A 15,283-nucleotide genomic window follows, 5' to 3' on the forward strand; every position below is an offset into this window, starting at 1 on the left:
TCGGACGGCGGCCACCATGTCTCGGCGCCAGTGTCCGGTGTTTTTTTCGCCATGGTCCCTCCCTTTCGCCTGACCTTCTCGCGATCATACCGACCGGGAGGTCGTGACACGTGGCTGACCGGGAGGTAGTGACACTTGGCCCGTAGGTCTCACTCAGCCCTCGCCTCGTGGCTGCGCCCCTCAGCTCGAACGGCCACGTACGTTGAGCGCACGACCGAGGGCGCCAACGAAGCAGATGGGCCTCTTTCAGCCGCCTGGCAGGCCGGTGATCTTGATGCCGCTGCCTTTGAGCTTGTAGCGGCGATTGATGGTGGCGAGCACCGCGGTGATGCCCTCGAGGGGACCCGCATTGGTCAGGGCGCCCGTGTCCACGGCGCGCAGTCCCATGGCCCGTCCCAGCTCGACCACGAGCTTCTTGGCATCGGCGTCGCCGCCGCAGTGCAGGAGATCGCAGTCGATGGGGTGGTCCGCCGAGGCGAGCTCGTGGGCCGCGATGTGGTGGAAGGCCGCCACCACCCGGGCCTCCGCCCCCAGCAGCTCCTGGACTTCCTCGGCCGAAGAGCCCTGGGGCGGTGGCGTGAAGAGACGTCCGCCCCCGAAGGTCAGCGGCACCACCGTGCTGATCACCACCTTGCCTCGGCAGGCGTCCTTGAGATCGCCGAGGGTGGCCGCGAGCCCATGGGCGGGCAGCGTGAGCACGACGACCTCCGCCCGGGCCGCCGCATCGCGATTCGACGCCCCGCTCAGCTTGACCTTGACCTGGGCGCCGAGCTCCTCGGCCTTGGCCCGCGCGCGCTCGGCGTCGCGCGATCCGATGATGATCTCGTGGCCGGCTTCCGCCCAGCGGAGGGCAAGCCCCGCGCCTTCCTTGCCGGTGCCGCCGAGGATGCCTATGCGCACGGCGTTCGCCTGGTCGCCTAGCGGAAGAGGTCGCGGGCCGGATCGCGAATGAGCGCGCGGCTCCCGCTTTCGCCGCGCGGCCAGTCGAGGCCGCGGATGATGACGACGGGGATGCGGTCGAGCTTGCCCATGACGGGCTCCGCGGCGGAGGCCAGCTCGTCGGCCACGGCCAGGATGGTCGCCTGCAGCACATAGCCGGCCGGATCCTTCTCGCCGAGATAGCTCTTGATGGGCTCGAGCCCCGCCACGCCGATGGCGACATTGGTCAGCCCCTCTCGCCAGGGCCGCCCGAAGGTGTCGGCGATGATGATGCCGAGATCGTGCCCGGTGAGCCCGCGGAGTCCCTCCCGCAGCTGCCGGGCCGAGCGGTCGGAGTCTTCGGGCAAGAGACACGCCGTCTCCGCATCGACGTTGGACTGGTCGACGCCGGCATTGGCGCAGATCCAGCCATGGTGGGTCTCGACGATCAAGACGCCCGGGGCCTTCCGGACCACGCGGCGGCTCTCGCGAAGGATGACCTCGACCAGGCGCGGCTCGCGCCCGATCTCCTCGGCGATCTCGGCCGCCTCGCGCGAAGGCACCACGCTGCCCAGACTCACGATCCGTCCCTCGGTCTTGGAAACGATCTTCTGGCTGACCACGAGAAGATCCCCTGCCTCGAGCGGCGTCTCCTGGGCGCGGGCGGCCTGTGCGACGAGTCCGGCGAGGTCATCGCCTCGATGTATCTCGGGCAGCCCCTCGATCCCGACGACCTCGTAGCGCCGCGGCACGATCAGGGCGTCTCGAAGCGCGAGGCCAGGCGGATCGGCACGGCCAGTCGCCTGAGCAGGGTCGCGCTTCGAGTGGACGGGCCACGCTGGATGAGCAGGGTCAGGTCCTCGGGCTCGTCGATGTCGAGACCTAGGCCGGGCAAGCGGAGCACCACGGGCTTGAGCCCGGCGGCTCGGGCGGCGGCCACGTGGTTCTGGAACGAGGGCTCGCCGAACTTGAGCGACATGGAATCGGGCGGGGTCAGGAGAGCGGCATTGGTGCCGTAGCCCGAGAGCGAGGGCACGAAGGCCACGGCGGGGCCTTCGGACAATGAGGTGTCCACGACGAGCAGCTCGTCTGGTGTGGCACAGGGCACATCTCCGGGAATCGTGAGAAAGCGCTTCGCGCCTCGCGAGGCGGCCTCGCGCTGCGCGTGGGCTACCGCCTCGGTGTGCCCGCGGTTCATCTCCTCGCGCAAGAGCTCGGCTCCGTGCTTGAGGGCCAGGGATTCCACCTCGCGATCCCGCGTGATCACCAGGACGGGGCCGAGGCGAGCCCGCGCCAAGTTTTCGAGGACGTCCTCGAGCATGGCGCTGGCGAGGTCGTGGCGCTCTGATGCTGAGAGCAGCGGGATGAGGCGCTGCTTGGCATTGGCCAGGTCCTTGACGGGCACGGCGACGAGGGTGCTCATCCGAGCGCCTCCAGGATCCGGCGGGCCAGCCGCATCTCCTCGATGCGACCGGTCATGAGCGTGCGGGCGACGACCGGACGCGCGCCGGTTGCCTCGACGGAGGGGCCGAGCGCTGCATCCTCGTCGTCCATGATGAGGAGATCGAGCCACGGGGCATAGGCCTGCGCGATGCCCACGGCGGACACGGGGAGGCCGCGCGCCGCCATGAGGCGCCCGGCCGGGCCGGACACGGGGCGACCGCCCACGATGGGACTCACGGCTACCACCGGCGCGCCCGTGCTCTCGAGGGCCGCGACGATGCCGGGGACGGCCAGGATGGGACCGATGGAGGTGATGGGGTTCGAGGGGCAGACGAGCACGGCATCCGCCCCGCCGATGGCCTCGATGACTCCGGGGGCAGGCCGGGCCTCCGCCGCCCCCGCATACTCGACGGCACGCACCTCCACCTGGGTTTTCTCCCGGACGAAGTATTCCTGGAAGCCGAGCCAGCCGTCCGGTCCGAGAACGCGCGTGCGCACCGGCTGGTCCGACATGGGCAGCACCGCGTGCCGTACCCGGAGATCCGCGGCCAGCTTCGCCATCACTTCCGAGAGCGTTCGTCCCTCCGCGAGGAGCCGGGAGCGGTGCAGGTGAGTGGCCAGATCTCGATCGCCCAGATTGAACCAGGTCGGCTCCCCGAAGCGCACCATCTCGCCGAGCGTCCGGAAGCTCTCGTCGCGCAGGCCCCAGCCCCGGTCTTCGTCGATGAGACCGGCGAGGGTATAGCAGATGGTGTCGAGGTCCGGCGAGACGTGGAGGCCCCAGATCGCGGCGTCATCGCCAGTGTTGCCGACGACGGTCAGCGCTCCCGGCGGCAAGAGCGCGTCGAGGCCCCGAAGGAGCTTGGCGGCACCGGTGCCACCGGCTAAGGCCACGAGGCGCATGGGCGAGTCGCTCCGCTCAGCGGAAGGCGGGAGAGGTGCGCCGGTCCCGGCCGCGGGCGGCGGCGCTCCAGAGAGCACTGCCCCCGCGCCAGCCGAATAGTCCTATGCCCGGTCGGCCCCGAAAGGATTCCGCAAGCTCGGCTTCGGGTACGGGGATGAAACCCAGGCGCACCCAGACCCGATCGAGTCCTTGGGGCCTGACGAAGACCGTGTCGATCTCGGCGGCCCCCGCGTGCGCCAGCGCCTGCTCGACCAGCTGCGCGGCAGCCTCGAGCGCGGACTCCGTATCGGCTCCCGCCGGAGCGGCCACCGCCGGCCCATCGAGCATGGCCGAGCCGCCTGCCCGCTCCATGAAGAGCGCGCCCACCATCCGCTCGCCGTCCCAGGCGCCCCAGCCTTCCTGCGCTCCCGCGGGGGGCTCCCCCGCGCCCACGAAAGCGAAGAGCTCGCGGGCCGCGGCCGCTCCCGTGGCCTCGAGCGGCCGGACGGTCAAACGTTCCCAGGCGCTACTTCTTGCCAAGCACCGAGTCCTTGAGGCTCTTGGCGAGCCGGAACTTGACCACGCGCTTGGCGGGGATCTTGAGCGGCTCGCCCGTCTGCGGGTTCCGGCCCATGCGCGCCTTGCGGTTGGCCAGGACGAGCCGCCCGAACTGGGGCAGCACGAAAACGTTCTTGGCCTCCTTGACGGCGAGCGCTTCCAGATGGTCGAAGAACTCCACGACCTGCTTCTTGGCGAGGCCGCTTTTCTGTGACATATGGGCGATGATCGCGGACTTCGTCATGGATTTTGCCATCCGGCATTCCTCCGTCTCGGGGTTGAGGGGGTCGAATCGGCCGTTGCTGGCGACCGGTGCGGAAAGCCAAGGCCGGATTGTACCCGAGCGCGGCCGGCTGGTAAACACCGACATTGCAAACGGCTCAGCGCGGTGGCGTCTCCGAGCGCTCCGGATGCAGGAAGCGAAATTCTCCCGAGGAAGCGAGGCGGCGATACGAGCCGAACCGCGCCTCGGCATCGGCGACGTGGTCGAGGGGCGAGTCGTCCTCATCGGCTGCGCTCGTGTAGACCTTGACGAGCTCATAGAGCGTGGTGCGGCGCGCGGGCACCCGCCCCGCTTCGCGCACGAGGCGACGCAGTTCGGCGGGCGGGACGAGCTGGCCAAACCCCGCCCCCGCGGACGTCGAGATCGACTCGTTGATCAAAGTGCCCCCGAGATCGTTGGCGCCCGCGGCCAGGAGATATTGCGCCATCTTCGGGCCTTCCTTGACCCATGAAGCCTGGATATTTCTGAAGGAGGGCCCGAGCATGAGCCGCGCGAGGGCGTGCATCTTCACGACCTCGATACCCGTGGCGCCCTGACGCACGTCGGGCACGAGGCCGCGGCGGTACATGGGCGCCTCCTGGTGGATGAGGGAGAGCGGCACGAACTCCGTGAAGCCGCCCGTCTGACGCTGGATGTCCCGCAGGAGTGCCATGTGGTGGATCCAGTGAGCCGGCGTCTCGACGTGTCCGTACATGATGGTGGAGGTGGTGCGGATGCCGAGGGCATGGGCGGAGGTGATGACCTCGATCCACTGGTCTACCGTGATGCGGCCCCGCGCGATCCGGTCGCGAATGTCTTGATCCAGGATCTCGGCGGACGTTCCCGGCAGCGTGCCGAGCCCCGCCGCCCGCAGGGTCTTGAGGTAGTCGGGGATGGGCAGTCCGGAACGGAGGCTCCCGTACAGCACTTCCTCGGGGGAGAAGGCGTGAAGATGCATCTCGGGCACGGCGGCCTTGATGGCCCGACAGAGGTCGACGTAGTAGGAGCCGTCGAGCTTGGGGGGCAGCCCCGCCTGGATGCATACCTCGGTGGCCCCCATGTCCCAGGCCTCGACGGCGCGGCGAACGACCTCCTCGAGGGGCAGGAAGTATCCTTCCTCCTCGCGGTGGTCGCGGCTGAAGGCGCAGAAGGTGCAGTGCTTGATGCAGACATTGGTGAAGTTGATGTTGCGGTTGACGACGTAGGTGACGATGTCTCCGGCCTGACGGCGGCGCATCTCGTCCGCCACGAGGGTGAGGGCGTGCAGCTCGCGTCCGGCCACCCCGGTGAGCCGGATGCCCTCGTCCACGGTGAGCTCTTCGCCCTCCAGGGCGCGGCCGAGCATGCGGCGCACATCGCGGTCGATCCAGTCGAGGTTGATGGCCATGGGGGATTGGGTCGAGGCGCGGTCGTTCAGTTCCACGTTCGCCACCTTTCCAGATCGGATCTCACGAGACCCCGCTCGTCCACGAGGCCGGCCACGCGGGGCCGCAGGGACTCGTGGAGGAATTCGGGGCGGGTCACGTATTCGGGGTAGAGAGCCAGCCGTTCGCGCAGCTCGAGGCCGGCCCGCTCGGTGGCGCGCCGGAGCGCCCCGAGCCCGGGCCACGGTCTCTCCGGGTTGATGTGATCGGGCGTCAGGGGCGAGACCCCGCCCCAGTCGTTGATGCCGGCCGCGGGCAGGGCATCGAAATCACCCGACGACAGATTCGGCGGGACCTGGATGTTCATCTCGGGCCCGAGGAGCAGCCGGGCCACCGCGGCCGTCCGCAGAAGGTCGATCATGTCAGGCTCGGGATGGTCGCGCATCGGGATACCCGGCTTGCGCCGGAAGTTCTGAACGATGACCTCCTGGATATGGCCGTGGCGCTCGTGGAGATCGCGGATGGCCAGGAGGGCCTCGATCCGCTCCGCGTGGGTTTCCCCGATGCCCATGAGGATGCCTGTGGTGAAGGGGATGGCCAGCTTGCCCGCCAGCGCGATGGTGCGGAGTCGCCGCGCGGGCACCTTGTCGGGGGCACGGTCATGGGCCATGCCGGGGCCGAGCAGGCGTTCGGACATGGTCTCCAGCATGATCCCCATGCTGACATTGACCTCGCGAAGCGCGACGAGGTCGCGCTCTCCCATGACTCCGGGATTGGCATGCGGCAGGAGCCCGGTCTCCTTCAGGACGAGCCCGCAGACCTCCCGCAGGTAGTCGAGGGTGCTTCGATGGCCCCGGCGACGGAGGAAATCGCGATGCTCGGCGAACAGGGCCTCGGGCCTGTCGCCGAGGGAGAAGAGCGCTTCCTTGGCCCCGAGCCGCACGCCCGCACGGGCAAGGGCCAGCACCTGGTCGGGCGTCATGGTGAAGGCGCCCGGCTCCCCCGGATCGCGCCGGAAGGTACAGTAGCCGCAATAGTCACGGCAAAGCGTGGTCAAGGGGACGAATACCTTGGCCGAGAACGTGAGACGCCGCCCGCGTCCGCGGTCTCTGAGGGCGGCCGCGGCTCCGAGAAGCTCGGGCAGCCGGATCTCCGGCGTGTCGAGGAGGGCCACCGCCTCGTCGGCCGTGGGCGTCCTGCCGCCCAGGACCCGCTCGAGGGCGTCTAGCTCGCGTACGGCCATCGGAGCACCTTCTGCGGCGTGATGCGGATCATGGTGCCCTGCTCGCGCGAGAGGCCCATGGCGCGGTACTGGGGGTACTTGGAGAGCAGGAGCTCGGCGGCGGCCGCGAAGTCCTCGCCCGTCGTGACCACGTCGGCCAGCCCTTGCAGGATGACCCAGCGCAGCCGGCTCCAGTCCTCGTCGTATTCATCGATGACGAGGGAGACCTTGGGATTCTCCCTGATATTGCGCACCCGCTTCAGATCGTCGGCGGCCCGGCGCTTGGGCTTGGCGTCCACCGCCGAGTAGACCGCCCGGCCATCGAAGGCATAGCAGATCGGCAGGACCAGCGGCTGCCCTGACGCGTCCACGGTGGCGAGCCGTCCCACGCGAGCGCGCGTGATGAAGTCGCTCACCTCGGATGTCAGCCCGCTCATGCCCGCTTGATGGAGCGGGGAAGACGACCGCGGACCTCATCGGCGAAGCGCTCCATCAGGGCGAGTTGGCCCTTGAGGTCCGGGGCCACGAGGTCGAAGACGAAGTGGGTGACCCCGAGCGCTGCGTAGGTCGTGATGTCGCGGATCACCTCTGCCGCCGTTCCGCGGAAAAGGGTGCGGTCCCCGGCCGCCGGCTTGGCACGCCGGGACAGCACTTCCAGAGGGCAGCGGAAGCTGAGGGTGACCGCCTTGGGGTCACGCCCGGCCTTTCGCGCCCAGTCATGCACGATGGCGACCTTGTCCTTGAATTCCTCGGGCAGGAGCATGGCGGGCGGTCTGAGCCCGATAGGGTGCCAGCCGTCCGAGAGCTCGCCGGCCCGGCGGAGCGCCACATCGGTGTGGCCCCCCGTCCAGATCGGGATACCGCCGGGCTGACGCGGCTTGGGGAGAGCGCTCACGGCGTCCATCTTGTAGAAGCTTCCCTGCCAGCTCACCGGCTCGCGGCTCCAGCACTCGCGCATGAGCCGGAGGTACTCGTCCGTCACGGGACCACGCCGCTCGAAGGCCTCGGCGCGAAGCGCCTCGAACTCCTCCTTGAACCAGCCCACACCCGCCCCCAGGATCACCCGCCCCGCCGACAGCACGTCGAGCGTGGCCAGCATCTTCGCCGTCACCACGGGGTTGCGGTAGGGGATGACGAGGACACTCGTGCCCAGGCGGAGCCGGGTGGTCTCGCCGGCCAGAAAACTCATCAGGGTCAGGGGCTCGAGATAGCCATTCGTCCACTCGGTCGCGAACTTTCCCGTTGGCGAATATGGATAGGCCGAGGCGTTCGACATGGGAATCACCACATGGTCGGTCACGAAGATCGAGGAATAGCGGAGGGCCTCGGCCTTGTGCGCCAACTTGACCAGCACATCGGGGGTCGCGAGCGGTCCGCGGCCTGGAAGGGCGAAGCCGAAGTCCATGGCGCAGCCATATTGCGCGCCGGTCTGGGACCTGTCAAGGCGAGGGGGCGGTTCCGCTCAGTCGGCGTTTGACGGCCAGAAATGGCAGATACCACATCGAGTATTGGTTTAGGTGCACGATGCTATCTGGTTGAATTCGAAACCCTGTATCGCTGTCAGTCTGTGTTCGATAGCCTCGGTGTCAACCTGGTGACACTTTTCCGGATGCTGTGCTAGGTTGGGGATGCCATGCGTTTGTCCTACAAGGTCTTCATGACGTCTGCTCTCATCATCGTCACCCTGCTCGGCGTGGCGGGCTGGAGCCTCCTGGCCATCAACCGGCTGGTCGAGGTGAATCGAGGGCTCGCCACTCAGGCCTTGCCGGCGCTCCGCATGGGCGCCGTGCTCCGCGAGCAACTGACAAGTCTGACCCGGGTGGAGCAGGACGCGGCCTCGAGCAGGGAAGAGGTCCGGAAGGTCTGGAATGACCGGGCGGCGCGGATGGCCAAGGACTTCGATCTCCTTCGTGCCTTCCTGGGCTCGGACGAGGAGCGCACATTCCACCACGAGGCCATGGTCGCCTTCGCCACGTATCGACGACTGGCCGCCACGAGTGGTGGGCCCGACCGTGAGGTTCGCCGGGCGGCTTCGCTGACGGCGAGCGGTATCGACCGCTTGCTCGCGGCGACCTATGCCGCGCTCGACGAGGCCCAGCTCGAGGCCCGCGAGCTCGAAGGCCGTACCTGGAACACGGTGTACTGGTGGATGCTGGCGGCCGTCGCGGTGGCCCTGGCCGCCACGGGCTTCCTGACCCTGCACATGACTCTCGCGCTCCGCGGGCTCTCCGTGGCCACGGCCCAGCTCGCCGAAGGCGCGTTCACGCAGCCCCTGCCCGTGAGGAGCCGGGACGAGATCGGCCAGCTCGCGCGCTCGTTCAACAGAATGGCGGAGCGGCTGCACGAGGTAGAGCAGCTGAAGGAAGAGTTCTTCTCCCACATTTCTCACGAGCTCCGGACCCCGCTCACCTCGGTGAAGGAGGCGACCCATCTTCTCCTGGAGCGCGTCCCCGGTGAGCTCACTCCGAAGCAGACCCGGCTCGTCGAGATCATCGGGGCCAGCTCCGATCGGCTGCTCCGGCTGGTCAACCAGGTGCTCGAGCTTTCGCGACTGCGCGCGCGGGTGCTGCCGCTGGAGAAGCGACGGGTTGACATGGAGAAGGTGGTGGCGCGCGCCCTCGACGAGCTGCGTCCGCAGGCGGAGGAGCGAGGTCTGGTCATCGGCCGGGCGACCAGCGGGGTGAACTTCGACATCCAGGGAGACGAAGACCGCCTCCTGCGCGTCCTGGTCAACCTCGTGGGCAATGCCGTCAAGTTCACGCCGCCGGGCGGCTCGCTCACGGTGGGATTGGCCGACGTCGGAGATGGGCTCGAGATCTCGATCGAGGACACGGGGGCCGGCATCCCGGCCGCGGACCTGTCGCGCATCTTCGATCCCTACAAGCAGGCGCACCGAGGACGCGGCGGCTCCGGGCTGGGGCTCGCCATCGTCAAGGGACTCGTGGAGGCCCACGGCGGGACGGTCGCTGTCGAGTCGGAAGTCGACCGGGGCAGCCGGTTCCTGGTGCGTCTGCCCAGGGAAGCGGCGCCCGCCGACCTCTCGGGTGCCGCGGTGGGAGTTCGGGCGTGAAGGCCGCGCGGGCGCTGGTGGTCGACGACGACCCGGATATCCTGGCCGTCCTCGAGATGAGGCTCGAGTCCATCGGGCTCGACGTGTCGGTGGCGCGCAGCCACCAGGAGGCCCTGCTCCTGTTGAACCAGCACGGCTTCGACGTCGCCCTCTTCGACCTGCGCATGGAGCCCGTCAACGGGCTCAAGCTGATGGAAGACGCGCACACCCGGTACCCGCGCCTGCCCGTACTCATCATGACGGCTCACGGAACCATCGAAAATGCCGTGGAGGCGGTCCGGCAGGGGGCCTTTGACTACCTGACCAAGCCCTTCGTGCCGGAGGAGCTTCGCGGAAAAGTGGGCCGCGCGCTCTCCGAGCGCCGCTGGGCGCGAGATCGCACGCTGCTTCGGGCCGTGGGGGAGGCGCTCGGATCGTCGGGCACCATGGACCGCATCTTCGAGACGGTCGCCCACGCCACGGTGGAAGCCACGGAAGCGGTGCGGGCGGCCGTGTTCCTGCTGGAGGACGGGCGTCTGGTGACCATGGCGATGGCCGGCGAGGGCGCGGAGGACGCCGCCGTTCCCCGCGCGGGTTCCCTCGACGAGCTCGGTCGCGCGGCGCGCCTCGTGATCGACAAGAAGATGCCCGCGACCATGGCCGGGGAAGGCCGACGCGTGATCATGGGCGCTCCTCTCTTCGACGGGGGCGGCGCCGCCGGCGCGCTCGTGGTCGAGACTCCCGTCGAGCCCACGGCCGAGGACATGGAGCTCCTCGCCCTCTTCTCCTCTCAGGCGGCCATCGCTCTCAAGAATACCCGTGAGCTCGAGCGGCTGAGAAGCGGAGCCCTGGCCGCCCTGGGCAGAATGGCGGCCCAGGTGGCTCACGAGCTTCGAAATCCCCTCGGCGGGCTCAAGCTCTTCGCCGAGTACCTCGAGCACAGGCTCGACAAGGCCGCCGACGCGGAAGGCGCGGATGTGGCGCGCAAGATCAGCCGGGAGATCGACCACATGACTGAGCTCGTTCGTGAGATCACCCAGTTCGGCAGACCCGCCGCGCTGCGCCGAACGCCCACTACCCTCAACGGGCTTCTCGAGTCCTGCCTGGCCTTGGCCCAGGCCCGCGTCAAGGACGCGGGTATCCGTGTCCTCCAGGAGCTGGCCGGGGGCCTGCCGCCCGTATGGCTCGACCCCCGCGAGATGCGGAAGGTCTTCCTGAACCTCCTCGTCAACGCCTTCGAGGCCCTCGAGAGAGGCGGCACGCTCGTCCTGCGCTCGTGCCTGGCCGACCCGGGATGGGTCGAGGTCTGCGTCGAGGATACCGGCACCGGCATGGCCGAGGAGACTCGTGCGCGCATGTTCGATCTCTTTTTCACGACGAAGGAGACGGGCACCGGTCTGGGGATGCCTATCGCGCGATCGGTGGTGGAGCAGCACGGCGGTCGCCTCGAGGTCCGCAGCCAGCTCGCGCGCGGTACCCAGATCCGGGTCCTCCTGCCCGTGGAGGCGCCGTGAAGCCCGCCGTCCTCGTGGTGGACGACGAGCCCAGCATTGCCGACGGACTCCGCCTCATCCTCGAGCGCGAGGGATACGCGGTGGACACCGCGGGCAGCATCGCCGAGGGCGCCGCCTGCCTCGACGCCCAGGACTTCGCGCTGGCCCTGGTCGATCTGGTTCTTCCCGACGGGGACGGGATCGGGCTCCTGAAGCTTCTCCGGGCTCGCGATCCGGACATTGAGGTCATCATCATGACCGGCCATGGCTCCATCTCTAAGGCCGTGGAGGCGACCAAGGAGGGCGCCTTTTACTTCGTGGCCAAGCCCTTCGATTCGGGCGAGATGCTCACCCTGCTCGGCAAGGCCCTCGAGCGGCGGCTCCTCCTCGCCGAGACCTCCGACCTCAAGCGCCAGCTCGCCGAGCAGCTGGGCTATGGCGAGCTGCTCGGCAGCTCCCCGAGCATGCGGCGGGTCTTCGAGCTCCTCGACTCGGTGGCCGCCTCCGACGCCAACGTCTTCATCGTGGGCGAGAGCGGCACGGGCAAGGAGCTCGCCGCGAACGCCGTGCACGCCAAGAGCCCGCGGGCGGAAGGGCCGTTCGTCAAGATCAACTGCGCCGCGCTGCCCAAGGACCTGATCGAGTCCGAGCTCTTCGGGCATGTCAAAGGCGCCTTCACCGGCGCGACCTCCGAGAAGCCGGGCCTCCTCGAGGAGGCTCACAAAGGCTCCATCCTCCTCGATGAGATCAGCGAGATGCCCCCCGATCTCCAGGCCAAGCTCTTGCGGGTGCTCGAGGACCGGAGCGTGCGCCGTCTCGGCGGCACGCGCGCGGTGCCCGTGGACTTCCGGCTCATCTCCTCCACGAACCGGGACCCCGAGTCGGCGGTGCGGGACGGCTCCCTGCGCCAGGATCTCTACTTCCGGATCAATACGGTCACCGTCGCCCTGCCCCCGCTGCGGGAGAAGACCCAGGACATCCCGCTCCTGGCCAAGGGCTTCCTCGAGCGCTTCCGGCTCAAGCACGGCCGGACGGTCGAGGGCATTGACCCCGAGGCCTTCCGCCGGCTGCTCTCATACCCCTGGCCGGGCAATGTGCGCGAGCTCGAGCACGTCATCGAGCGCGCGGTGCTCGTGGCGCGCGGGAAAGAGATCACGGCCACGGACCTGCCGGAAGCCCTCAATGCGGGCGCCCCCATCGTCTCCGCCGGACCGCCCGCCGGCTCGCTCGAGGAGATCGAGCGCGCCTCCATCGTGCGGGCCCTCGAGACCACGGGCTGGAACAAGCAGGCGGCCGCGGTCATCCTCGGCCTCCGGCGGCCGACCCTCTATTCGAAGATGCGTCGCCACGGCATCCCCCAGCGCCGCACGACGTAGAGCTGGCCGTCTGGGCGTGGACAGTGTCACAGGGCGATGTCAAGACCGTGACGGGGGAAATGAGGTACAGCGGCCGCAAATAGCTGTTTCCCCGTCAGCTCGCCCGCGGCAGGAATCCTGCAACCCGTCTTGCCTAGGAGGTGCTCCGGATGGCGAGGATGCTCGTGGTGGACGATGACCCCGCGTGGAGAGCCCTGTACCGAATGGGCTTCGAGAGCGACTTCGAGGTCTTTGAAGCCGTAGATGGCCTCGATGCCCTGGCGACCTTGGACCGCGTGAAGCCCGACGTCATCGTGCTCGACCTGCGCATGCCTCACCTCGACGGCATCGGATTCCTGCGCCAGCTCGATCGGCGCGGCGTCAAGGTTCCGGTCGTCGTCTGCTCCGGCACTTTCACCATGGAGAGCCCACCCGCCATCCCGGGGGTCTTCCCAGCTCAGAAGTCGCCGGACATGCAGGGTATCTGGAGCGCGCTCGAGGCAGCTCTGCCTCAGGGCAATGGCGACAGCGAGGCCGCCGGCAGGCCTCGGCGCGTCGTCGAAGCCACGGTCTGGCGCGACTGATCCCTTAAGACTCACCGCCTCGGCTCCTGCCTAGCGCCGAGGCACTTTTCACCTTCTGCCCACCGATTGGGCAGAAGCCTGCTTTTCGCGCCTTTCCCCACCTCGGACAACCCATTGAATTGCCTGGCTTGAATGGAATACAGTCACCCCGGCATGGCAGGTGCAACCCAGACCGCCGCGGGAGGAGCCATGAAAAAGATCGAGGCTGTCATCAAGCCGTTCAAGCTCGACGACGTCAAGGAGGCGCTCACCGGCATCGGCGTCATCGGCATGACGGTATCGGAGGTCCGCGGGTTCGGTCGCCAGAAGGGCCACACCGAGCTGTATCGAGGCGGTGAGTACACCGTGGACTTCCTGCCGAAGATCAAGGTCGAGGTGGTGGTACCGGACAGCCTGACCGACAAGGTCGCGGGCGTCCTGGCCGCCGCGGCCAAGACGGGAAATATCGGCGACGGCAAGATCTTCATCCACCCCGTGGACACGGCCATCCGGATCCGCACCGGTGAGCGCGACGAGAGCGCGCTCTGAGCGAGTCGACCAAGGAGGACAGGGTGCAATGAGAGCATTTCCGCTCACCGTGACAATCCTGCTGATGGCGGCGGTGGCGCTGGTCGGGGCTGGCGACCTCTGGGCCCAGGCGCCGGCCACCCCGCCCGCGGCCGCGGCACCGGCGGCAGCGCCCGCGCCGGCGCCGAAGATCGACAGCGGCGACACGGCATGGCTGCTGATGTCCTCCGCCCTCGTGCTGCTGATGACAGCACCGGGGCTGGCGCTCTTCTATGGCGGCATGGTCCGTCAGAAGAACGCCCTCGGCACCCTCATGCACAGCTTCATCATCCTGGCCCTGATCTCGGTGCAGTGGGTGCTCTGGGGCTATAGCCTGGCCTTCGGCCCGGACAAGGGTGGCATCATCGGGGGCCTCGAGTGGGTGGGCCTCCGTGGTGTCGGCGCCGCGCCCAACCCGACCTACGCGGCCACTGTTCCTCACCAGGCCTTCATGCTCTTCCAGATGATGTTCGCGGTGATCACGCCCGCGCTGATCACGGGCGCCTTCGCCGAGCGCAAGAAGTTCTCGACCTTCATCGTCTTCGTCCTCGCGTGGGCGACTCTGGTCTACGACCCCCTTGCGCACTGGGTATGGGGCGACGGGGGATGGCTCAAGAGACTGGGCGCCCTCGACTTTGCCGGCGGCACCGTCGTGCACATCTCGTCAGGGGTGTCGGCCCTCGCGGCCGTGCTCGTGATCGGAAAGCGACGGGGTTTTGGCCAGCATCCCATGCCGCCGCACAACCTGCCCTTGACCGTGATGGGGGCGAGCCTGCTGTGGTTCGGCTGGTTCGGATTCAATGCGGGGAGCGCGCTGGGGGCCAACGCCCTGGCCGCGCACGCGTTCACCACCACCAATACCGCGGCGGCCGCCGCCGCCCTCGGCTGGATGCTCACGGAGTGGAGCTCGCGCGGCAAGCCCACGGTGCTCGGGGCCGCCTCGGGCGCGGTGGCGGGGCTCGTCGCCGTCACTCCGGCCGCGGGCTTCGTGACGCCCATGGCCGCCCTCGTCATCGGCGCCCTCGCGGGCATCGTCTGCTACACGGCCTGCAACCTCAAGACCAAGCTGGGCTATGACGACTCGCTCGACGTCGTCGGCGTGCACGGCGTGGGCGGCACCTGGGGCGCCCTCGCCACCGGCATCTTCGCCACCAAGGCCGTCAACGCCGACGGGGCCAATGGTCTCCTCTATGGCGACCCCGGACAGCTGTGGAAGCAGCTCGTGGCCGTGGTGGCGACCATTGTCCTGGGCTTCGTCATGACGGCGGTCATCCTTAAGGTGCTCGACGCCATCATGGGTCTGCGCATCAACGAGGAGGATGAGATGGCGGGTCTCGACCTCTCGCAACATTCGGAGACGGCCTACGCCCTCGGCGGCTCGACCTACGGAGAGTACGGCATGAGCGGCGGGGGCGGCGGCGCGTTCTCGGAGGCGGTGCGAGCCGCCCAGGCCAAGCGCCCGGCCCACTAGGAAGGTCGTGGTCTTGACGGGCTGAAGACAACCGCATAGGGTATCCGGGCCGGCGGGGCACCGACGCTTCGCCGGCCCGGCATTTTGCTCCCACGTCACGGCAAAGGAGGCAGAGCGCATGACCCCGAAGGACGT

The 15,283-nt window shown here is 68.6% G+C and carries 16 protein-coding genes; 6 read left to right on the forward strand and 10 right to left on the reverse strand.

Annotated elements, in window-relative coordinates; all coding sequences use genetic code 11:
- Positions 1–246 precede the first annotated feature (246 nt).
- The 10 genes from npdG to VGT00_09095 all read right to left on the reverse strand — a co-directional run bounded on the left by npdG (position 247) and on the right by VGT00_09095 (position 8,055).
- Positions 247–900, reverse strand: coding sequence for an NADPH-dependent F420 reductase (gene npdG / locus VGT00_09050; protein ID HEV8531550.1), 654 nt, complete (start codon positions 898–900; stop codon positions 247–249).
- Positions 901–917: 17 nt separating this feature from the next.
- Positions 918–1,670: a coenzyme F420-0:L-glutamate ligase gene (gene cofE, locus VGT00_09055; protein HEV8531551.1), complete on the reverse strand. Its 753-nt coding sequence runs from the start codon at positions 1,668–1,670 to the stop codon at positions 918–920.
- A gap of 2 nt (positions 1,671–1,672) precedes the next feature.
- Positions 1,673–2,341 carry a 2-phospho-L-lactate guanylyltransferase gene (gene cofC / locus VGT00_09060; protein ID HEV8531552.1) on the reverse strand — a complete coding sequence of 223 codons (669 nt, stop codon included), beginning with the start codon at positions 2,339–2,341 and terminating at the stop codon, positions 1,673–1,675.
- Positions 2,338–3,264 (reverse strand): 2-phospho-L-lactate transferase, encoded by a 927-nt coding sequence (gene cofD / locus VGT00_09065; protein ID HEV8531553.1) that lies wholly within the window; start codon positions 3,262–3,264, stop codon positions 2,338–2,340. The genes cofC and cofD overlap by 4 nt, the downstream gene beginning before the upstream one ends.
- Positions 3,265–3,280: 16 nt before the next feature.
- Positions 3,281–3,757, reverse strand: a complete 477-nt coding sequence (locus VGT00_09070) for a hypothetical protein (GenBank protein ID HEV8531554.1) — start codon at positions 3,755–3,757, stop codon at positions 3,281–3,283.
- A gap of 13 nt (positions 3,758–3,770) precedes the next feature.
- Complete coding sequence (locus VGT00_09075; protein ID HEV8531555.1) at positions 3,771–4,046, reverse strand: HU family DNA-binding protein; 276 nt, start codon at positions 4,044–4,046, stop codon at positions 3,771–3,773.
- A 136-nt stretch (positions 4,047–4,182) separates the two neighbouring features.
- Complete coding sequence (gene cofH, locus VGT00_09080; GenBank protein ID HEV8531556.1) at positions 4,183–5,451, reverse strand: 5-amino-6-(D-ribitylamino)uracil--L-tyrosine 4-hydroxyphenyl transferase CofH; 1,269 nt, start codon at positions 5,449–5,451, stop codon at positions 4,183–4,185.
- Between the two features lie 26 nt (positions 5,452–5,477).
- Positions 5,478–6,671 carry a 7,8-didemethyl-8-hydroxy-5-deazariboflavin synthase CofG gene (gene cofG / locus VGT00_09085; GenBank protein HEV8531557.1) on the reverse strand — a complete coding sequence of 398 codons (1,194 nt, stop codon included), beginning with the start codon at positions 6,669–6,671 and terminating at the stop codon, positions 5,478–5,480.
- On the reverse strand, positions 6,653–7,087 hold the full coding sequence (locus VGT00_09090; protein HEV8531558.1) for a TIGR03668 family PPOX class F420-dependent oxidoreductase: 435 nt from the start codon (positions 7,085–7,087) through the stop codon (positions 6,653–6,655). Before VGT00_09090 ends, cofG begins: the two co-directional genes overlap by 19 nt.
- Complete coding sequence (locus VGT00_09095; GenBank protein ID HEV8531559.1) at positions 7,084–8,055, reverse strand: LLM class F420-dependent oxidoreductase; 972 nt, start codon at positions 8,053–8,055, stop codon at positions 7,084–7,086. Before VGT00_09095 ends, VGT00_09090 begins: the two co-directional genes overlap by 4 nt.
- A 252-nt stretch (positions 8,056–8,307) precedes the next feature.
- On the opposite strand from VGT00_09095, the gene VGT00_09100 reads away from it, so the two are divergent.
- The 6 genes from VGT00_09100 (at position 8,308) to VGT00_09125 (ending at position 15,148) form a co-directional block, all read left to right on the forward strand.
- Positions 8,308–9,720, forward strand: coding sequence for a HAMP domain-containing sensor histidine kinase (locus VGT00_09100; GenBank protein HEV8531560.1), 1,413 nt, complete (start codon positions 8,308–8,310; stop codon positions 9,718–9,720).
- Entirely contained in the window at positions 9,717–11,213 is a 1,497-nt protein-coding gene (locus tag VGT00_09105; protein ID HEV8531561.1) for a response regulator, read from the forward strand. The genes VGT00_09100 and VGT00_09105 overlap by 4 nt, the downstream gene beginning before the upstream one ends.
- A complete protein-coding gene (locus VGT00_09110; protein HEV8531562.1) occupies positions 11,210–12,568 on the forward strand; it encodes a sigma-54 dependent transcriptional regulator in 1,359 nt (452 codons plus the stop codon). Before VGT00_09105 ends, VGT00_09110 begins: the two co-directional genes overlap by 4 nt.
- A 149-nt stretch (positions 12,569–12,717) precedes the next feature.
- Positions 12,718–13,131: a response regulator gene (locus VGT00_09115; protein HEV8531563.1), complete on the forward strand. Its 414-nt coding sequence runs from the start codon at positions 12,718–12,720 to the stop codon at positions 13,129–13,131.
- Positions 13,132–13,320: 189 nt separating this feature from the next.
- Positions 13,321–13,659, forward strand: coding sequence for a P-II family nitrogen regulator (locus VGT00_09120; protein ID HEV8531564.1), 339 nt, complete (start codon positions 13,321–13,323; stop codon positions 13,657–13,659).
- Between the two features lie 28 nt (positions 13,660–13,687).
- On the forward strand, positions 13,688–15,148 hold the full coding sequence (locus tag VGT00_09125; GenBank protein ID HEV8531565.1) for an ammonium transporter: 1,461 nt from the start codon (positions 13,688–13,690) through the stop codon (positions 15,146–15,148).
- Positions 15,149–15,283 lie beyond the last annotated feature (135 nt).

It is taken from the genome of Candidatus Methylomirabilota bacterium (assembly GCA_036002485.1).
In the GTDB taxonomy this organism is placed as follows: Bacteria; Methylomirabilota; Methylomirabilia; order Rokubacteriales; family CSP1-6; genus AR37.